Origin of the sequence: Paenibacillus durus ATCC 35681, from assembly GCF_000993825.1 — a bacterium.
GTDB classification, from domain to species: Bacteria; Bacillota; Bacilli; order Paenibacillales; family Paenibacillaceae; genus Paenibacillus_AQ; species Paenibacillus_AQ durus_B.
The window spans coordinates 4,762,393-4,781,834 of the sequence record NZ_CP011114.1; the positions used below are offsets into that span (position 1 = coordinate 4,762,393).

General features: G+C 52.3%; 15 protein-coding genes and 3 rRNA genes. 17 read left to right on the top strand and 1 reads right to left on the bottom strand.

Going from position 1 to position 19,442, the window contains the following annotated elements; genetic code table 11:
- Positions 1-178: 178 nt before the first annotated feature.
- The 6 genes from gyrA to VK70_RS22260 all read left to right on the top strand — a co-directional run bounded on the left by gyrA (position 179) and on the right by VK70_RS22260 (position 10,032).
- Positions 179-2,737 (top strand): DNA gyrase subunit A, encoded by a 2,559-nt coding sequence (gene gyrA, locus VK70_RS22235; protein WP_025694516.1) that lies wholly within the window; start codon positions 179-181, stop codon positions 2,735-2,737.
- A 176-nt stretch (positions 2,738-2,913) separates the two neighbouring features.
- Positions 2,914-4,011: an HD-GYP domain-containing protein gene (locus tag VK70_RS22240; RefSeq protein WP_025694515.1), complete on the top strand. Its 1,098-nt coding sequence runs from the start codon at positions 2,914-2,916 to the stop codon at positions 4,009-4,011.
- Between the two features lie 306 nt (positions 4,012-4,317).
- Positions 4,318-5,872 (top strand): 16S ribosomal RNA (locus VK70_RS22245).
- A 216-nt stretch (positions 5,873-6,088) separates the two neighbouring features.
- Positions 6,089-9,015: ribosomal RNA gene (locus tag VK70_RS22250) — 23S ribosomal RNA — on the top strand.
- 124 nt (positions 9,016-9,139) lie between these two features.
- A 5S ribosomal RNA gene (rrf, locus tag VK70_RS22255) occupies positions 9,140-9,256 on the top strand.
- The 16S, 23S and 5S rRNA genes sit together here, the layout of an rRNA operon.
- A gap of 362 nt (positions 9,257-9,618) precedes the next feature.
- The gene (locus VK70_RS22260; protein WP_025696522.1) at positions 9,619-10,032 is read left to right on the top strand and encodes a hypothetical protein; all 414 of its coding nucleotides are present in this window, start codon (positions 9,619-9,621) and stop codon (positions 10,030-10,032) included.
- Between the two features lie 106 nt (positions 10,033-10,138).
- Here VK70_RS22260 and VK70_RS22265 read toward each other — a convergent pair whose 3' ends face one another.
- Positions 10,139-10,660 carry a hypothetical protein gene (locus tag VK70_RS22265; protein WP_025696520.1) on the bottom strand — a complete coding sequence of 174 codons (522 nt, stop codon included), beginning with the start codon at positions 10,658-10,660 and terminating at the stop codon, positions 10,139-10,141.
- 211 nt (positions 10,661-10,871) lie between these two features.
- On the opposite strand from VK70_RS22265, the gene VK70_RS22270 reads away from it, so the two are divergent.
- The 11 genes from VK70_RS22270 to VK70_RS22320 all read left to right on the top strand — a co-directional run bounded on the left by VK70_RS22270 (position 10,872) and on the right by VK70_RS22320 (position 19,292).
- The gene (locus VK70_RS22270; RefSeq protein ID WP_025696519.1) at positions 10,872-11,063 is read left to right on the top strand and encodes a sigma factor G inhibitor Gin; all 192 of its coding nucleotides are present in this window, start codon (positions 10,872-10,874) and stop codon (positions 11,061-11,063) included.
- Between the two features lie 211 nt (positions 11,064-11,274).
- Positions 11,275-12,834, top strand: a complete 1,560-nt coding sequence (locus tag VK70_RS22275; protein ID WP_046723765.1) for an aminotransferase class I/II-fold pyridoxal phosphate-dependent enzyme — start codon at positions 11,275-11,277, stop codon at positions 12,832-12,834.
- A gap of 107 nt (positions 12,835-12,941) precedes the next feature.
- On the top strand, positions 12,942-13,583 hold the full coding sequence (gene tmk, locus VK70_RS22280; RefSeq protein ID WP_025694066.1) for a dTMP kinase: 642 nt from the start codon (positions 12,942-12,944) through the stop codon (positions 13,581-13,583).
- Positions 13,584-13,656: 73 nt separating this feature from the next.
- Entirely contained in the window at positions 13,657-13,986 is a 330-nt protein-coding gene (locus VK70_RS22285) for a cyclic di-AMP receptor DarA (RefSeq protein WP_025691745.1), read from the top strand.
- 105 nt (positions 13,987-14,091) lie between these two features.
- Positions 14,092-14,535 carry a YaaR family protein gene (locus VK70_RS22290; RefSeq protein ID WP_025694067.1) on the top strand — a complete coding sequence of 148 codons (444 nt, stop codon included), beginning with the start codon at positions 14,092-14,094 and terminating at the stop codon, positions 14,533-14,535.
- A gap of 18 nt (positions 14,536-14,553) precedes the next feature.
- Positions 14,554-15,528, top strand: coding sequence for a DNA polymerase III subunit delta' (gene holB, locus VK70_RS22295; RefSeq protein ID WP_025694068.1), 975 nt, complete (start codon positions 14,554-14,556; stop codon positions 15,526-15,528).
- A 252-nt stretch (positions 15,529-15,780) separates the two neighbouring features.
- Complete coding sequence (locus tag VK70_RS22300; protein ID WP_025694069.1) at positions 15,781-16,584, top strand: PSP1 domain-containing protein; 804 nt, start codon at positions 15,781-15,783, stop codon at positions 16,582-16,584.
- A gap of 29 nt (positions 16,585-16,613) precedes the next feature.
- Complete coding sequence (gene yabA, locus VK70_RS22305) at positions 16,614-16,982, top strand: DNA replication initiation control protein YabA (protein ID WP_025694070.1); 369 nt, start codon at positions 16,614-16,616, stop codon at positions 16,980-16,982.
- 65 nt (positions 16,983-17,047) lie between these two features.
- Positions 17,048-17,815, top strand: a complete 768-nt coding sequence (locus VK70_RS22310; RefSeq protein WP_036638405.1) for a tRNA1(Val) (adenine(37)-N6)-methyltransferase — start codon at positions 17,048-17,050, stop codon at positions 17,813-17,815.
- Positions 17,812-18,711, top strand: coding sequence for a 16S rRNA (cytidine(1402)-2'-O)-methyltransferase (gene rsmI, locus VK70_RS22315; protein WP_025694072.1), 900 nt, complete (start codon positions 17,812-17,814; stop codon positions 18,709-18,711). The genes VK70_RS22310 and rsmI overlap by 4 nt, the downstream gene beginning before the upstream one ends.
- A complete protein-coding gene (locus VK70_RS22320) occupies positions 18,711-19,292 on the top strand; it encodes a hypothetical protein (RefSeq protein WP_046723768.1) in 582 nt (193 codons plus the stop codon). Before rsmI ends, VK70_RS22320 begins: the two co-directional genes overlap by 1 nt.
- Positions 19,293-19,442: the final 150 nt, after the last annotated feature.

The window sequence follows — 19,442 nt, forward strand, 5'->3', positions numbered from 1 at the left end:
AGTGTTGCTCCATACAGTCTATGAGCCGTCATTATTTACGGACAGGGCTAATACCCGGGCACCAGGAAAGAAAATCTCTTATATGAATAGTTAAGCTAGTACGTTTAATTGTGCAGTTTTTGTGAAAGGAATATAATATAGGGTAGCGGTTTTTTAACTGAAGGAGGTCCAGCAACTCATGGCTGAACAAAATAACCCGCAAATCAGGGACCGGGACATCGGTGTGGAAATGCGCGATTCTTTCATGGATTACGCAATGAGCATCATTGTAAGCCGGGCTTTGCCGGACGTAAGGGACGGACTTAAGCCGGTGCACCGGCGCATTTTGTTTGCGATGTCGGAGCTTGGAATGTCACCGGATAAGCCGTATAAGAAATCGGCGAGAATCGTCGGTGAGGTGATCGGTAAATACCATCCGCACGGCGACTCGGCCGTTTATGAGACGATGGTCCGGATGGCCCAAGACTTCTCCATGCGCTACATGCTGGTCGACGGGCATGGCAATTTCGGCTCGATTGACGGCGATATGGCCGCGGCGATGCGGTATACCGAAGCCAGACTTTCCAAGATTGCGATGGAAATGCTGCGCGATCTGAACAAAGATACGGTCGATTTTATACCTAACTATGACGGCGAAGAGCATGAACCGGCCGTTCTGCCTTCACGTTTTCCCAATCTGCTGGTTAATGGGGTATCCGGCATCGCGGTAGGGATGGCTACCAATATACCGCCGCATAATTTGGGCGAGGTCATCGACGGTGTACAGGCTATGATCCGTAATCCCGAAATTACGCCGATGGAGCTCATGGAATATATCAAGGGGCCGGATTTTCCTACGGCCGGTTATATTTTGGGCCGCGAAGGCATCCGCCAGGCGTATCGTACGGGCCGTGGCTCGGTCACGATGCGCGCAAAGGCTTTGATTGAGGAAGAGAATAACGGCAAGGCGCGCATCGTTGTTAACGAGCTGCCTTATCAGGTTAATAAAGCGCGGTTGGTGGAGAAAATTGCCGAGCTGGTGCGTGAGAAACGAATTGAGGGCATCACCGATCTGCGGGATGAGTCGGACCGCAACGGAATGCGCATCGTTATCGAGGTCAGACGGGATGTTAATGCGAATGTAGTGCTTAATAATCTGTACAAGCACACTTCAATGCAGTCTTCATTCGGCATTAATATGCTGGCCATTGTCGGCAATGAGCCGAAGGTGCTGAATCTGCGCGACGTGCTATACCACTATTTGCAGCATCAGATCGAGGTTATCCGCCGCCGGACGGAATTTGAACTGAAGAAGGCGGAAGCACGGGCGCATATTCTGGAAGGATTGCGCATTGCGCTGGATAACCTGGATGAAGTCATCGCGTTAATCCGCGCTTCGCGTACGGTTGATATTGCGCGTGAAGGCTTGATAGAGACGTTTAGTCTCAGCACCGAGCAGGCTCAAGCGATTCTGGACATGCGGATGCAGCGTCTGACCGGTCTGGAACGCGACAAGATCGAGAACGAGTATAACGAGCTGCTCGCCAAAATAGCCGAGTACAAGGCCATCCTGGCTGACGAATCGCTCGTGCTTGAAATTATCAGCAATGAATTGCAGGAGCTGCGGGACCGGTACGCCGACGAGCGGCGGACGGAGATTACCATCGGAGAAGAGAGCATTCTGGATGAGGATCTTATCCCGCGCGAAGAGGTTGTCATTACAGTATCGCATACCGGCTATATTAAGCGGCTTCCGGTAAGCACTTACCGCAGTCAAAAACGCGGCGGCCGCGGCGTAGTGGGCATGGACACGAAGGATGAGGATTTTGTCGAGCATCTCTTCGTCAGCAACTCGCATAACTATCTCATGTTCTTTACCGATAAAGGTAAGGTGTACCGCATCAAGGCCTACGAGATTCCGGAGCTTGGACGGACGGCGCGCGGGACGCCGATTATTAATCTGCTCCAGATTGAGCAGGGCGAGAAGATCAGCGCCGTTATCCAAATCGAGGAAACGGACAGCGATAAATATCTATTCTTTGCCACCCGTGAAGGCATTGTGAAGAAGACGCCGCTTGAGGATTACAACAATATTCGTAAAGGCGGACTCATCGCAATCAATCTGCGGGAAGAAGATGAGCTGATCGATGTGAAGCTTACCGACGGCAAGCAGAAGCTTATTCTGGGCACGGCAGACGGAATGTCTATCACCTTCTCCGAAGAGGATGTCCGTTCCATGGGTCGGAGCGCAACAGGAGTCAAGGGTATTACCCTGGATGAAGAGGATCATGTTATCGGCTTGGATTGCATTGACCAAGATCTGGATGTGCTGATCGTCACAACCAAGGGTTATGGCAAACGTACGCCTGCCAGCGATTACCGTCTGCAGACCCGCGGAGGCAAGGGGATCAAGACCATCAATCTTACGGAGAAGAACGGCCCTGTGGTCAGCCTCAAGGTCGTTAAGCAGGAAGAGGACCTGATGATCATTACGACGGGCGGAACCTTGATCCGTATGAGCATGGACGGCATTTCGACCATGGGCCGTTATGCGCAGGGCGTGAAGCTGATCAATATCCGCGATGAGGATGCCGTATCCACCGTCTGCCGCACCGACAAGAGCGAAGACGGGGATGAGAATACGCAGTCCGATGAGACTGCGGAAATCAATCAGGAGCCGAATGAAGCCCCGGAAGTCAATGAGACTGCTAACTCTGCCGAGTCCGATACGGAGGATGACGGAGAGGCTTTGGAATAGTGTAAAGTAACGAGAGAGTGCCGCTAGACTAATTTCTGGTGGGCGCTCTCTTTTTTTTGTTCAAAAAAATATAAGTCTTATTCCTTTCATACTAGTCGCTTCTCCATTTCCATAATATAATTAGGTAATAAGTACCTATTTGTCATGAATGGGGTAGAGTAAAAGGAGTGGAGCGTATGCCGAGCATATCGGTGGCGGAAATAAGGCCGGGTTCAAAAGTGAGTAAGGACGTCATTACGCCTTTGGGAGGCTTGTTATTTGCCAAAGGGAAAATACTGCTGCCGCGCGATATGGAGGTTCTGGAGGCTTTTCTGATTCAGCAGGTCGATATTGAATGCTCCGAGGAGGACGTCCAAGCCTTGGAACCGTCCAAAGCTCCTTCTAAGGGTGCGGTTAAAGCCGGAGCGGTCATTACAGCTTCTGCGCTGGCCAAGAGCGGCTCTCAGCTGCATGAGGAATACGATCACATGCTGACGCTCATCAAAAAATGTTACAGCTCAGCCGACGCAGCGGTTCTGCCGATCTATGAACTTCGCAGCAGGCTGGAGGCCATGATCGCCCATATCAAGGATTATCATGTTCTCAATTTTTCCCCGCGTACGCTTAACGAACAGGATTACATTTATCATAACGCCGTACTTTCTGCGCTCACATCTTATAAGATTGCCCAGTGGTGCGACTGTCCCCAGAAAGAGTGGCTGCAAGTGAGTTTTGCCGGTTTGCTGCATGATATCGGAAATGCAAAGATTGACAGTTCAATTATGCAGAAGCCTGAGCCGCTTACGATTACTGAAAGAAATGAAGTGCAAAAGCATACAACATATGGATATCAGATTTTGCGAAAAGTAACGGCTATTAACGAAGGGGTCCGGCTTGCAGCTTTGCAGCATCATGAAAAAATTGACGGTTCGGGCTATCCGCTTCGGCTGCGGGGGAGTCAAATTCATTTATATGCGAAAATTGTCGCTGTGGCGGATATTTTCCATGCAATGACGCTGGAGCGGACATACAAGAAGGCGCAGTCGCCATATCTCGTTCTGGAGGAAATTCAAAAAGAAGGGTTCGGCCAACTGGAACCATCCATTGTACAAACCTTCATACACAAGACGACGGAGCTGCACAATGGAACGAAGATACGTCTAAACGATGGCCGGCCTGGTGAAATCATCTTCTCTGATCGAAGCAACCCTACACGCCCATTGGTAAGCGTAGAGGGTAAAATCATCAATTTGGCACACTCACGTCATCTCTATATCCAGGAGATCTTGGAGTAAGGCGGAAATTTAACGAGTTAATAAAAAAAGTGTTGCATAAAATAATCAAACATGATATATTCTAATTCCGGCCAAGAAATACGAGTTCTGGTTCGAAAGAAATTTCAAAAAAGAGCTTGCATTAAACGGTCGGATATGATATATTATAAAAGTTGCTGCTGAGGCAAAGTTGAACGGCGGCAAACAAGTTTGATCTTTGAAAACTGAACAACGAGTGAGTGGGAATTCGCTTTTGGCGAGTTCCAAAATTGAGAATGCAAATTCTCGTCAGATGTTTCAAAATGAGCGAATCGCTCTTTCAATACTTTATTGGAGAGTTTGATCCTGGCTCAGGACGAACGCTGGCGGCGTGCCTAATACATGCAAGTCGAGCGGAGTTGTGATGGAGCTTGCTCTTGATCAACTTAGCGGCGGACGGGTGAGTAACACGTAGGCAACCTGCCCCTTGGACTGGGATAACTACCGGAAACGGTAGCTAATACCGGATAATTCCTCTTAGCTCCTGCTAGGAGGCTGAAAGGCGGAGCAATCTGTCACCGAGGGATGGGCCTGCGGCGCATTAGCTAGTTGGTGGGGTAACGGCTCACCAAGGCGACGATGCGTAGCCGACCTGAGAGGGTGAACGGCCACACTGGGACTGAGACACGGCCCAGACTCCTACGGGAGGCAGCAGTAGGGAATCTTCCGCAATGGGCGAAAGCCTGACGGAGCAACGCCGCGTGAGTGATGAAGGTTTTCGGATCGTAAAGCTCTGTTGCCAGGGAAGAACGTTCTCTAGAGTAACTGCTAGAGAAGTGACGGTACCTGAGAAGAAAGCCCCGGCTAACTACGTGCCAGCAGCCGCGGTAATACGTAGGGGGCAAGCGTTGTCCGGAATTATTGGGCGTAAAGCGCGCGCAGGCGGCTGTTTAAGTCTGGTGTTTAAACCATGGGCTCAACCTGTGGTCGCACTGGAAACTGGACAGCTTGAGTGCAGAAGAGGAAAGTGGAATTCCACGTGTAGCGGTGAAATGCGTAGAGATGTGGAGGAACACCAGTGGCGAAGGCGACTTTCTGGGCTGTAACTGACGCTGAGGCGCGAAAGCGTGGGGAGCAAACAGGATTAGATACCCTGGTAGTCCACGCCGTAAACGATGAGTGCTAGGTGTTAGGGGTTTCGATACCCTTGGTGCCGAAGTTAACACAGTAAGCACTCCGCCTGGGGAGTACGGTCGCAAGACTGAAACTCAAAGGAATTGACGGGGACCCGCACAAGCAGTGGAGTATGTGGTTTAATTCGAAGCAACGCGAAGAACCTTACCAGGTCTTGACATCCCTCTGAATACGTTAGAGATAGCGTAGGCCTTCGGGACAGAGGAGACAGGTGGTGCATGGTTGTCGTCAGCTCGTGTCGTGAGATGTTGGGTTAAGTCCCGCAACGAGCGCAACCCTTGACTTTAGTTGCCAGCAGGTAAGGCTGGGCACTCTAGAGTGACTGCCGGTGACAAACCGGAGGAAGGTGGGGATGACGTCAAATCATCATGCCCCTTATGACCTGGGCTACACACGTACTACAATGGCCGGTACAACGGGAAGCGAAGCCGCGAGGCGGAGCCAATCTTATAAAGCCGGTCTCAGTTCGGATTGCAGGCTGCAACTCGCCTGCATGAAGTCGGAATTGCTAGTAATCGCGGATCAGCATGCCGCGGTGAATACGTTCCCGGGTCTTGTACACACCGCCCGTCACACCACGAGAGTTTACAACACCCGAAGTCGGTGGGGTAACCCGTAAGGGAGCCAGCCGCCGAAGGTGGGGTAGATGATTGGGGTGAAGTCGTAACAAGGTAGCCGTATCGGAAGGTGCGGCTGGATCACCTCCTTTCTATGGAGAATCGTTTCCCGCAGCGGAAACATTCAAATACGGAAGCTTGACTTCCGGCAACGCTCACTCGTTGCTCAGTTTTGAGAGTTCAATCTCTCAAAAGCAAGAACCTTGATCCTTGAAAACTGGATACCGAAACGAAAATTGCGTTTTAGAACATCTTTTAGCTGAAACTTGTGTCAAGCGATTGATCAAGTGAAGTAAGAGTGCTTAGTTGGTTAAGCTACTAAGAGCACACGGAGGATGCCTAGGCGCCAGGAGCCGACGAAGGACGTGGCGAACAACGAAAAGGCCTCGGGGAGCTGTAAGCAAGCTTTGATCCGGGGGTGTCCGAATGGGGAAACCCGGCTGTGGTAATGCACAGTCACTTCCATCTGAATACATAGGATGGATAGAGGCAGACCAGGGGAACTGAAACATCTAAGTACCCTGAGGAAGAGAAAACAAGAGTGATTCCGTCAGTAGCGGCGAGCGAACGCGGAACAGCCTAAACCGAAGAGCTTGCTCTTCGGGGTTGTGGGACGTCTTACACGGAGTTACAAAGGAATAGGGTAAACGAAGAGGTCTGGAAAGGCCCGCCAGAGAAGGTAACAGCCCTGTAATTGAAAGTCTATTCCCTCCAAGACGGATCCCGAGTAGTGCGGGGCACGTGAAACCCCGTATGAATCCGGCAGGACCATCTGCCAAGGCTAAATACTCCCTGGCGACCGATAGTGAAACAGTACCGTGAGGGAAAGGTGAAAAGCACCCCGGAAGGGGAGTGAAACAGTGCCTGAAACCGTGTGCTTACAAGAAGTCAGAGCCCATTTTAGGGGTGATGGCGTGCCTTTTGTAGAATGAACCGGCGAGTTACGTTTAACGTGCAAGGTTAAGGCGAGGAGCCGGAGCCGCAGCGAAAGCGAGTCTGAATAGGGCGCTTAAGTACGTGGGCGTAGACCCGAAACCGGGTGATCTACCCCTGTCCAGGGTGAAGGTGCGGTAACACGCACTGGAGGCCCGAACCCACGAACGTTGAAAAGTTCGGGGATGAGGTGGGGGTAGCGGAGAAATTCCAATCGAACTCGGAGATAGCTGGTTCTCCCCGAAATAGCTTTAGGGCTAGCCTCGGTGAATAAGAGTAATGGAGGTAGAGCACTGATTGGGTGCGGGGCCCGCAAGGGTTACCAAGCTCAGTCAAACTCCGAATGCCATCTACTTGTCGCCGGGAGTCAGACAGTGAGTGCTAAGATCCATTGTCAAAAGGGAAACAGCCCAGACCATCAGCTAAGGTCCCCAAGTGTGTGTTAAGTGGGAAAGGATGTGGAGTTGCACAGACAACCAGGATGTTGGCTTAGAAGCAGCCACCATTGAAAGAGTGCGTAATAGCTCACTGGTCGAGTGACTCTGCGCCGAAAATGTAACGGGGCTAAACACACCACCGAAGCTATGGCTTGATGCTTGCATCAGGGGTAGGGGAGCGTTGTATGCGGGTTGAAGGTTGACTGTAAGGACAGCTGGACTGCATACAAGTGAGAATGCCGGTATGAGTAACGAAAAGATCAGTGAGAATCTGATCCGCCGAAAGCCCAAGGTTTCCTGAGGAAGGCTCGTCCGCTCAGGGTCAGTCGGGACCTAAGGCGAGGCCGACAGGCGTAGTCGAAGGACAACAGGTTGATATTCCTGTACCACCATAATCCGTTATGAGCAATGGGGGGACGCAGGAGGGTAGTGACGCGGACTGATGGATGTCCGTCCAAGCAGTGAGGCTGATGTGTAGGCAAATCCGCGCATCGCAAGGCCAGGCTGTGATGGGGAGCGAAAACTATAGTAGCGAAGGTCATGATCTCACACTGCCAAGAAAAGCCTCTAGCCAGGAGAAGGTGCCCGTACCGCAAACCGACACAGGTAGGCGAGAAGAGAATTCTAAGGCGCGCGGAAGAACTCTCGTTAAGGAACTCGGCAAAATGACCCCGTAACTTCGGGAGAAGGGGTGCCTCGGTAGGGTGAATAGCCCGAGGGGGCCGCAGTGAAAAGGCCCAAGCGACTGTTTAGCAAAAACACAGGTCTGTGCGAAGCCGCAAGGCGAAGTATACGGGCTGACGCCTGCCCGGTGCTGGAAGGTTAAGGGGAGCGGTTAGGGGTAACCCGAAGCTGTGAACCGAAGCCCCAGTAAACGGCGGCCGTAACTATAACGGTCCTAAGGTAGCGAAATTCCTTGTCAGGTAAATTCTGACCCGCACGAATGGCGTAACGACTTGGGCGCTGTCTCAACGAGAGATCCGGTGAAATTTTAATACCTGTGAAGATGCAGGTTACCCGCGACAAGACGGAAAGACCCCATGGAGCTTTACTGCAGCTTGATATTGAACTTGGGTACGATCTGTACAGGATAGGTGGGAGCCTTGGAAGCCGGAGCGCCAGCTTCGGTGGAGGCGCCGTTGGGATACCACCCTGATCGTATCTAGGTTCTAACCTGGTACCCTAAGCGGGTACGGGGACCGTGTCAGGCGGGCAGTTTGACTGGGGCGGTCGCCTCCTAAAGAGTAACGGAGGCGTCCCAAGGTTCCCTCAGAATGGTTGGAAATCATTCGAAGAGTGCAAAGGCAGAAGGGAGCTTGACTGCGAGACCTACAAGTCGAGCAGGGACGAAAGTCGGGCTTAGTGATCCGGTGGTACCGCATGGAAGGGCCATCGCTCAACGGATAAAAGCTACCCTGGGGATAACAGGCTTATCTCCCCCAAGAGTCCACATCGACGGGGAGGTTTGGCACCTCGATGTCGGCTCATCGCATCCTGGGGCTGAAGTAGGTCCCAAGGGTTGGGCTGTTCGCCCATTAAAGCGGTACGCGAGCTGGGTTCAGAACGTCGTGAGACAGTTCGGTCCCTATCTGTCGTGGGCGTAGGAAATTTGAGAGGAGCTGTCCTTAGTACGAGAGGACCGGGATGGACGTACCGCTGGTGCACCAGTTGTTCCGCCAGGAGCATGGCTGGGTAGCTACGTACGGACGGGATAAGCGCTGAAAGCATCTAAGCGTGAAGCCCCCCTCAAGATGAGATTTCCCAATATGTAAGACCCCTTGAAGACGACGAGGTAGATAGGTTGGAGGTGGAAGCACGGCAACGTGTGGAGCTGACCAATACTAATCGGTCGAGGGCTTATCCAAATTCACCCCAAAAAGTGAAGCGGAGGCTTCGAAGAGTATGCCGAATACTTTTCGGGGACCCCGGGCACAGGGGGAAACGCAATGTTTCGTTTCGATCCAGTTTTCAGGCGATTGAGGCCTGCCGTTTGGTGGCGATGGCGGAGGGGTTCCACGCGTACCCATCCCGAACACGACCGTTAAGCCCTCCAGCGCCGATGGTACTTGGACCGAAGGGTCCTGGGAGAGTAGGACGCTGCCAAGCACATGAACCACTGCTGATACTTCAGCAGTGGTTTTTGTATTTCTTTTTAAGTTCTGGATTACAATACTGTTCCGGTAACAGGAGGGATGATTATGACCAATGAAGAGAATGCAAAGACTGAATTGATCAGGTGTATATGCGAAATCCGGACCTTAATCTCATTGATGCAATAGTGAAGGGATTATGAAGATCGGCATCATTGAATGACATTTTTGTTACCGACATGTCAATAGATATAAGTATAATAGAAAAGTGCAAATTTAAGCATAACCTTAATACGAATGAACTACTCATAACATTCATATGTTGAATTGTTTCCTGTGTCTTTAGTTGCAGGGTTGAGGGTAAGGAGGATTTAAGGTATGAAGCGAGCCCGAACGTTGTGGACGCTCCTTATTTTATGTATGGTAACTGTATTGCTGGCCGGATGCGCCGCGAAGGAACCTACATGGGAATCGTTCGAGGGTGCCCTTAACGAGAAGAGCTTTCCCGTACCCAAGGAGGCCAACTCGCCAGATCGAACGACAACGAATACTGCTATGGACTACGTGCGTTATTCCCTTCCTGGGTTAAAGGAGAATGATAATATTCCGGAGCCTTATTCTGAAGCGATACAAGCCTGGGGCTGGGATGAATTGCCTGTAAAAAACACGGCTAGCTCGCACGTATTCCAGAAGGATCAGCTTATTGTTCATTTAACTATTCATGACGGCTATTTCATTATTATGGTCCCAAAGGATAAAAAGGCCGGCGTCAAAAGCCTCAACAGCCAGTAGAAATAAAATCACCACCTTGATAGATGGTGATTTTATTTTTAGGGACACAGGCCACGTACATTACGTAAATAGGATTCAAGAAGAATAGAAGGGATATGTACAGTTGTTACTGCGAATAACAGGAGACGTCCGCCCGATTAAACTTAAGCATGTCATCCTGTCTCTTCCAGCCTGTCCGCAGCAGAGCGTAAAATCTCGGAAACAGCAGCCATACATGCAGAAAGGCTAAGGAGAGCGTAAAGGCGTACGGCGATAATACGGCAAATAATGCTGTAAAGGAAAGACCGATCCAGAGACTATGAAGCTGTACCCTGCGGAAAAGACTGCAGCTGATATATTGATCCGGCATATAGCCGAGCCACGGAAGCCTGAAGGAGTTGCGCCAACGTTTGGCAACCGGGTAACCCGAAATCAAGAGGACGGATCGGGAGACGACATATTGAACCCAAAAGATAACCGGAATGGCAATTAGAAAAAATAACAAACTGGCAGGGGAAACGAAAACGGTTTCCAATAGAATAAACAGAATAGGAATCGCTGCATAAATCCGTAAAGCATTGACGGGTATGCTTATTTTTTTAAGAAGCTTATATTGGTAAAAAGTCGCTCCTTTATTAGTCGGTTCCATACTTTCCCTCCAGCTTTGGGCTTATCTCATATCTTATATCCATACTATCGGCATTCTTGATGAATTCTTTAAATCATATAAGTCTAGGTCGCCTGTGGGCTGTACAAGCCGCGATGGAAAAGGGATTCAAGGGTATGAAAAAACTATGAAAGGGTTTAAAATGATAGGAAGTGAAGCATACTGTTCTTAAAAGGGCCAAGGTGGGATTAGTATGGAACAAGATCACACGAAAACTGAAGTCTGCATTATATGCGGGCAGGAAAAAGAAGAGGGAATCCGCATCGTTTCGCAGTTTATTTGCGAGGATTGCGAGGCGGAAATGGTAAGGACTGAGGCGGAGGATGCCAAATACCGCTTTTTTATCGGACGAATGAAAAAAATCGGTCTGCAAAAGAACGCTTGATCGACGCCCGGTTGCCGTACAATTGTTTTGCCGTGATGGTATTAGAAGGTTGTCTTCGCTTATACAGGTTTTTAACGCAGCGGCTTTTCCTTGCATAGAAGTAAGGGGGAGCCGTTTTGCTGCGCGTACAGGCGGTAAATTCAAGGCATAGGCGGGGAAGCGGTTATGGGTTAAAATAGAGTTAAGCCGGTGTGGAAGGAATTGCGATCAAATGAAAGAGACAGAGCGTGCAGGCGCGCCATTATATGAAATGCTGGAACGCTATAAAGCGGAAGGAAAGAGCTCTTTTCATGTGCCGGGTCATAAAAATGGGCAGGCATTTAAGATGGAAGGAAGCGCCGGCTTGTTGGATGAGGTCATGACGGCGGATATTACCGAGATTTCGGGGAGCGATGATCTGCATCATCCAGGCGGCGTCATTCTGGAAGCGCAGAAGCTTGCTGCGGACTGTTTCGGGGCCGAGGAAAGCTTCCTGCTCGTAGGCGGCAGTACGGCCGGGAACCTAGCGCTAATCCTGACGGTATGCGCTGAACCGGGCACCGTGCTCTTGGTGCAGCGCAACGTGCATAAATCGGTTATTCATGGGCTGATGCTGGCGGGAGCGCGTGCGGTATTCCTTGAACCGCAGATGGATGACGCCAGCGGTCTGGCGGTTGCACCGTCCGAAGAGACGGTGCGCAAGGCACTGGCGGCCTGGCCGGAGGCCGCCGGCCTGCTCGTGACCATGCCGAATTACTACGGCATGGGAAGCGACCTCGCGCCCCTCGCGCGGGCCTGTCACGACAGCGGCGTGCCGCTGCTGGTCGACGAGGCGCATGGGGCGCACTACGGGCAGCACCCGGAGCTGCCGCCGGGTGCCTTAAGCTGCGGCGCGGACGGCGTCGTGCAGTCCACGCACAAGATGCTTGCGGCGATGACCATGGGCGCCATGCTGCATGTCCAAGGGCCGCGGCTTGACCGCGCCCTGCTGCGGCAGCGGCTCGCTATGGTGCAGAGCTCCAGCCCATCATACCCCGTGATGGCTTCGCTCGATCTGGCGCGCCGGCTGCTCCACACGCGGCGCGCCGACGCCTTCACGGCGGGGCTGGCCGCCGTGGAAACGCTGCGGCGCGGCTTGGTGGAGCTGCCGCGCTTTAAGCGGCTGCGGCCGGAGCCGCCGCAGCCCGAGACCGGCGGAGGCGAAACGGAAGCCTCCGCCTCAGGGCTGGCGCCGCGAAGCACAAGCGGCGCCTACCGCACACAGGACCCCTTCAAAGCCGTCATATATGACGCCACCGGGGTCCTGAGCGGATTCGAGCTGCAGGCAGAGCTCGAGAAGAGAGGCTGCGTACCGGAAATGAGCGATGAACGGCATGTGGTGCTGCTGTTTAGCCTCGGTTCAAGGGTGGGGGATGCCGATCGGCTGCTTGCGGCGCTGCGGGAGATTGACAGGGAATTCCCTCCAGGGCCGATCTCCTCCACTTCCGTCCATGTTTCCACGTGGAACAATTTTGCCAACAGCTTCATTTCGGAGCCGGTGCAATTTTCTCTGAGACCCGTTAGGGAGGAAGAGACAGAACCTATCAAGCTTGAAATGAGCGAGGGCAGAATCGCGGCGGAGATGGTTGTTCCTTATCCTCCGGGCATACCGCTGCTGTATCCAGGCGAGGTTATTACCGGGGAAATAAGCCGAAGGCTGCAGAGTTTGGCGGCTGCTGGGACCAGATTTCAGGCCGCGTCCGATCCGGCTTTGCGGACGATACGAGTATTTTTAAAGCAAGAAGAGATATAAAACAACTCCACAAAGTGTAGGTTTGGCTGACAAAGTCTATTCAGGTACTTTACGTGGACCCCGAGGCACTATTGAATTTTGAATGAAAGAAAGGCGGAGAAGCGTAATTGGGCCGGAAAGGATTTTTTATTACACTTGAAGGCGGAGAAGGATCGGGTAAAACAACGATTATGGGCAGGCTGGCCGCTTATTTGCAGAACCGCTCCCTCCCTTATCTGATTACCCGCGAGCCGGGCGGCATTGAGATCGCCGAGAAAATCCGCTCTATCATTCTTGACCCTGCTCATACGGCGATGGACGCGCGCACCGAAGCGCTGCTCTATGCAGCATCCAGAAGCCAGCATTTGGCCGAAAGAGTGGAGCCGGCGCTGAAGGAAGGACTTATCGTGCTGTGCGACCGCTTTGTGGACAGCAGCCTAGTATACCAGGGCTACGCCAGAGGACTGGGTATGGATGAGGTACGGGCGATTAACCAGTTTGCCACCGGCGGCCGGATGCCGGACCTCACCTTCTATCTGGATATCGAGCCCAAGGTGGGTCTGGCAAGAATTTCGGCGAACGGAGAGCGGGAAATCAACCGGCTGGATATGGAGAGCCTTGCTTTTCACGAGAAAGTAAGAGAAGGATATCAGTTGATTGCCAAAGCGGACCCTGCTCGGATTGTGACTTTGGATGCCAATCGGCCGCCGCATGTTGTAGAGCGTGAGCTTGTAAGTACACTTGAAGATAAGCTGTTAAAGGACTTCTAGGAACTTTGTCTAATATAATGTATTACAGCAGCCGTTTTGCCGATTAACAATAACGCAAAGAGGAGATGGAAAAATGAAACTGATTGTTGCAATTATCCAAGACAAGGACAGCAACCGTCTGTCCAGCGAACTGGTCAAGGCCAATTTCCGCGCAACCAAGCTGGCAAGTACGGGCGGATTTTTGCGGGCGGGAAATACCACCTTTATGATCGGGGTGGAAGACAGTCAGGTTGAAGCCGTACTCGGCGTTATTCGCAACAGCTGCAAGGTTCGCGAGCAATTGGTTACGCCGGTAACCCCGATGAGCGGAACTACGGATTCCTATCTTCCGCTTCCTGTCGAGGTGCAAGTGGGCGGAGCGACCGTGTTCGTGCTTCCTGTCGACCGGTTCGAACATTATTAAAGAGCAGAAGAAATGGCCAGACCGTCCTGTAAGACGGCGGCCGTTTCCTGTAATATTTTATGTCTATAGATTAAGAACGGCAAAGAAAGGCGGTGGGCAAACCTATTGAAGATTAATCCGAACTTCAGGCCTTTGAAGAACGAACTGCCTTTAAGCGACAATATGAACAGGCCGATTCAGCAAAAAACGTTCTCCGATGTGTTTCAGCAGCATGGCGAACAGGCGAGCCGGGATGAAATCACCCGCCGAATTCAGGAGATTCAAGTTCAAGGTGAGCGCCTCTCCAAATCAATGACGATACGCGAGCTGACGATTTACCGGGTCATGGTCAAAAAATTCCTGGAAGAAACGGCGCGACGCGGCGTAACGCTCAAAGAAACAAAGGGCTGGGACCGGAGAGGACGCGGCAAAAGATACAAGCTGCTGGAGGAAATCGATTCCGCTCTACTGACCCTTGCAGACGAACTTTTGGAGAGCGAGCAGGGGCGGATCGATCTGCTGAGCAAGGTTGGAGAAATCCGCGGGATGCTGATCAACCTTTCTTTTTGATGGCTATAGGAGGATATTATGCCTTTTGGTGATATATTGGGACAGACAACCGCCAAGCGTATATTGCAAAATTCGCTGCGCAAAGATACGCTAGGTCATGCTTACTTATTCAGCGGCCCCGCGGGCAGCGGTCAGATGAAGACGGCGCTTACGTTGGCTCAAGCGATTTTTTGTACGACACTGAAGGACGACGCCTGCGGCGAGTGCCTGGAGTGCCGCAAGGTGGAGCATGGCAACCATCCGGATCTCAAGATCCTGTCGCCGGAAGGCAGCAGCATCAAAATCGATCAGATCCGCGACCTGCAGCGGGTCTTTTCCTATCGGGCGGAGGGCGGCAATCCCAAGGTATACATTATAGATGAAGCGGGAAAAATGACCGTCCAGGCGGCCAACAGTCTGCTTAAATTTTTGGAAGAGCCTCCTGTGCCTGCGGTAGCTATTCTGATTGCGGATAACAGCCAATCGCTGCTGCCGACCATTCAGTCGCGAACACAGCGCATCCCGTTTGCTCCGCTGTCCCCGGAGACGATGCTGCAGGTATTGTCAAATGAGGGAGTTTCCGCTCCCCTTGCACGCTGCGCGGCATCTTTGACATCGGGATTAGAAGGATGCAGAGAGCTTTTAACACAGAATTGGTTTGCAGAAATAAGAAATCTAGTGTTACAATTAGCGAAGGAGTCTTTGGGCAAGAACGGCTCGGCGGTGGCGACCGCGGGTCAGAAGCTGTTCAAGACCGGGCTCGGTGAGCATTTGGATACCTGTTTCAGTATGTTCCATCTATGGTTTAAAGACATGCTGTACTTCCTGTACCGAAAACACGAAAGCATCGTTTTTATAGATCAATTGGACTTTATTTCCAATTACGCCAGAACGCGTACTTCTTCGGAGTGGGTAGCCTATATGGAGTATGCCGCTGAGAGCAAGAAGAAGCTGCGGTTCAATGTTAATGCCCAGCTATGTCTGGAGCAGTTTTTGATACGTCTGGAAAGCTGAAGGATGCCGTCTGTTTATGCTTTCTGAGAAGAAGACTTCAAGAAGCAAATTTTGGCCTGATTTGGCCTTATTTTTCTAACGAGAAACAAATGCCTATAAGCGATACAGCGTATCACTGCTGCGAAAGCATACGCTTTGCTAAAGTTGATGCAGCCGTTTCTTCTTGCGCTAACGGTCAAGGAAGAACAAGCATGGAACATCATGGAGCGGACTTGCTGGGGGTTCCTTCACCGGCAGACAAGGAGGTTAATTTTGTTATACAGCGTAGTCGGTGTCCGCTTCAAAAAGGCGGGTAAGATATATTATTTCGATCCTTTAGACTTTCCGATTGAATGTGAGCAGTGCGTGATCGTCGAGACGGCGCGAGGGGTTGAATATGGCAGGGTCGTTGTAGGCAAAAAAGAGGTTCAGGAAGCTGATGTCGTACTGCCGCTTAAGAAAGTCATGCGTATCGCCGGAGATGTAGACGCGCGCGTGGTAGAGGAGAACAAGCAGGCGGCGAAAGATGCTTCTTCAACCTGTTTAAATAAAATCCGCGATCATGGCCTTAAAATGAAGCTGGTGGATGTGGAATTTACGTTTGACCGCAACAAGATCATCTTCTACTTCACTGCGGAAGGCCGGGTTGATTTTCGGGAGTTGGTCAAGGATTTGGCCAGCATCTTCCGTACCCGTATCGAGCTTCGCCAAATCGGTGTTCGCGACGAAGCCAAGATGCTTGGCGGTCTCGGACCATGCGGAAGGGTACTCTGCTGCTCTTCGTGGCTGGGGGATTTTGACCCGGTGTCGATCAAGATGGCTAAGGATCAGAATCTATCGCTTAACCCGACCAAAATATCCGGACTTTGCGGAAGATTGATGTGCTGTCTGAAATTTGAGCATGATAACTACGAAAGTGTTAAGGAAGAAATGCCTGCGGTAGGCAAGCTGGTTATCACTTCCCTGGGTGAAGGCAAGGTGGTCGGCTTAAATGCGGGTAACCGCACGGTGCATGTTCAGTTGTTTGAAATGGGTAAAGTAAAAGAACTTCCAATGGATGATGTTGTCGTCAAGTAGACCATTAAGGTTACTTTCGGGGTGGAAACTTGGAAAAGAAAAATATATTCGCACACATTCAGGAGATAGAAGCGCAAATGGAAACGATGCGCCTTAATCTTGGAGATTGGAAGCAGGCAGTTAAAGAATTGATGGAAGCGAACCAGCGGCTGACGCTGGAAAATGAGCAGCTGCGCAAGATTTTGAAGAAAAAAGCTCCGCCCGCTTCTTCTTCGGAGAAACGGAATTCCGGCAAGCTTCCCGTCCAGAACGAAGGCGGCCAAGATGAAATTGTCGGCGAGGGCTATGATAATCTGGCACGGCTATATCATGAGGGCTTTCATATCTGTAATGTCAATTTTGGACATCTGCGTACGGAAGGTGACTGTCTGTTCTGCCTGTCTTTCCTTAATAAATGAGAATATTCAGCCGTAGGAGGACGCCACCTACGGTTTTTTTGAATTTTTGGAATAGGGGACCAATCATGAGCAACCGTTTGAATGAGGTTCCGCTGCTTCCTTCGGAGCGTGTGGACGATCTGCTTACGCATAATCTGCATATTATTCAGAGTGATGAGGTGTTCAGCTTCTCTATGGATGCCGTTCTGCTGGCCCGATTCGCTTCCATACCTCCCCGTGGTCGGGTATTGGATTTATGTACAGGCAATGGAGTGATTCCGCTGCTGCTGACGACTCGCACGGCTGCAGTTATCGAGGGAATCGAAATCCAGCCCCGTCTGGCCGATATGGCCCGCCGAAGCGTAGCGATGAATGCGCTTCAGGAGAAGATCACGATTCATGAAGGAGATTTGCGGAAGCTGCATCTTACGGCAGGATATGGGGTGTACGATGCGGTTACAGTTAATCCGCCGTATATGCCGCTGAACGGCAGCGATCTTAAGCTGAACACTCATCAGGCAATGGCCCGCCATGAAATCGGCTGTACGCTGGAGGAGGTTATTCAGGCATGCGTCCGGCTCGTCCGCACCGGCGGGAAGGTAAGTATGGTTCACAGGCCGCAGCGGCTGGCCGATATCATCAGCTTGATGCGGCAGAACAGGCTGGAGCCGAAATCGATTCGCTTTGTGCATCCGCGTGCGCATCTGGAGGCGAACATGGTCTTGATCGAAGCTGCGCGGGACGGCAAGCCGGAAGTGCGGATACAGCCGCCGCTGATCGTATACAATGAAGACAATGAATATTGTCCGGAAATTCTGGATATCTATTACGGTTCTAAAGAGGTAAAGCCATGACGATTCAATGCCAAAGCAGCTTTCAAAATAAGGAAACGGACGATCAGCGGAAGACAGGCACCTTATTTCTGGTAGCGACACCGATCGGCAATCTGGAGGATATGACGTTCCGGGCTGTCCGGACGTTGAAGGAATGCGATATTATCGCTGCCGAGGATACCCGGCAGACGCGCAAGCTGCTCAGCCATTTCGACATTTCTCCCAGCCAGCTGTTCAGCTATCATGAGCATAATAAGGCAGCGAGCGGACCGGAATTAATCCGCTATATAATAGAAGGTAAAAATCTGGCGCTGGTCAGCGACGCTGGCCTGCCCGCCATTTCCGACCCAGGCGCCGATCTGGTGGCACTCGCGGTGAGTGAGGGAATCCCGGTAGTGCCCGTACCTGGAGCGAACGCCGCATTGTCCGCACTTATTGCTTCCGGCTTACCGACCACCACGTTTACCTTCGTCGGCTTCCTGCCCCGTGAGCGCAAGGATATCCGCGCTGTGCTTACCCCGCTGCGCGCTGCCCAGGGCACGCTGCTCTTCTATGAGTCGCCGCACCGGGTAGTGAAAACGTTGGCCCATTTGCAGGAAGCTTTCGGCAACCGGCGAATTGTTCTGGCCCGTGAGCTGACGAAGCGCTACGAGGAATTCCTGCGCGGCACCATCCAGGAATGCGCCGAGTGGCTGGCGGAACATCCGCCGCTGGGCGAATATGTGATCGTTGTAGAGGGAGAGAGCAAAGAAGAAGCGAAGGAAGCCGATTCCGCGTGGTGGCGACCGCTCAGCATTGAGGAGCATGTCGCCCACTACGAGGCCGCCGGCTCCACCCGTAAGGACGCCATGAAAAAAGCCGCGTCCGACCGTGGCGTTGCCAAGCGCGATATTTATAACGCGCTGCTGGAGGAATAGTGGCACCAAGCACGGAGGAGGCGAATCCCGAATGGAGAGCGCGGAAGAACGCTGAAGCACAGTCCGCGCCAAGTCGCACTAAGCACGGAGGAAGCGAATCCCGGAGGGAGAGCGTGGAAGAACGCCGCAGCAGCAGTCCGCGCCAAGCCGAACCAAGCACGGAGGAAGCGAATCCCGAAGAGAGAGAGCGGACGAACGCCGCAGCAGCAGTTCGCGCCAAGTCGCACCAAGCACGGAGGAAGCGAATCCCGAAGGGAGAGAGCGGACGAACGCCGAAGCAGCAGTCCGCGCCAAGTCGCACCAAGCACGGAGGAAGCGAATCCCGAAGGGAGAGCGCGAAAGAACGCCGCAGCAGCAGTCCGCACCAGTCGCACCAAGGACGGAAGAAAGCGAATCCCGAAGGGAGAGCGCGGAAGAACGCCGAAGCAGTCCGCGCCAAGTCGCACCAAGCACGGAGGAAGCGAATCCCGAAGGGAGAGCGCGGAAGAACGCCGAAGCAGCAATCCGCGCCGAGTCGCACCAAGCACGGAGGAAGCGAATCCCGAAGGGAGAGCGTGGAAGAGAGCCGTCAGCACGCATGAAAGGCCCCGAGGCCGGTTCCACAAGGAACCTAGCCGAGAAGGGCCGCTCCACCGCCCCAAGCCGCTAGACCCCGCCAACGTTCCGCATCTATCCAACAATTGCGGGTGTCCAGAGGGCGCGGCCCTTGGGGTCCTCCCCTTTGGGGAGGA

What these genes read in the sequence shown, in the direction of transcription:
- gyrA (WP_025694516.1), top strand. Translation starts at nt 179, where the DNA reads ATGGCTGAACAAAATAACCCGCAAATCAGGGACCGGGACATCGGTGTG.
- VK70_RS22240 (WP_025694515.1), top strand. Translation starts at nt 2,914, where the DNA reads ATGCCGAGCATATCGGTGGCGGAAATAAGGCCGGGTTCAAAAGTGAGT.
- VK70_RS22260 (WP_025696522.1), top strand. Translation starts at nt 9,619, where the DNA reads ATGAAGCGAGCCCGAACGTTGTGGACGCTCCTTATTTTATGTATGGTA.
- VK70_RS22265 (WP_025696520.1), bottom strand. Translation starts at nt 10,660, where the DNA reads ATGGAACCGACTAATAAAGGAGCGACTTTTTACCAATATAAGCTTCTT.
- VK70_RS22270 (WP_025696519.1), top strand. Translation starts at nt 10,872, where the DNA reads ATGGAACAAGATCACACGAAAACTGAAGTCTGCATTATATGCGGGCAG.
- VK70_RS22275 (WP_046723765.1), top strand. Translation starts at nt 11,275, where the DNA reads ATGAAAGAGACAGAGCGTGCAGGCGCGCCATTATATGAAATGCTGGAA.
- VK70_RS22285 (WP_025691745.1), top strand. Translation starts at nt 13,657, where the DNA reads ATGAAACTGATTGTTGCAATTATCCAAGACAAGGACAGCAACCGTCTG.
- holB (WP_025694068.1), top strand. Translation starts at nt 14,554, where the DNA reads ATGCCTTTTGGTGATATATTGGGACAGACAACCGCCAAGCGTATATTG.
- VK70_RS22310 (WP_036638405.1), top strand. Translation starts at nt 17,048, where the DNA reads ATGAGCAACCGTTTGAATGAGGTTCCGCTGCTTCCTTCGGAGCGTGTG.
- rsmI (WP_025694072.1), top strand. Translation starts at nt 17,812, where the DNA reads ATGACGATTCAATGCCAAAGCAGCTTTCAAAATAAGGAAACGGACGAT.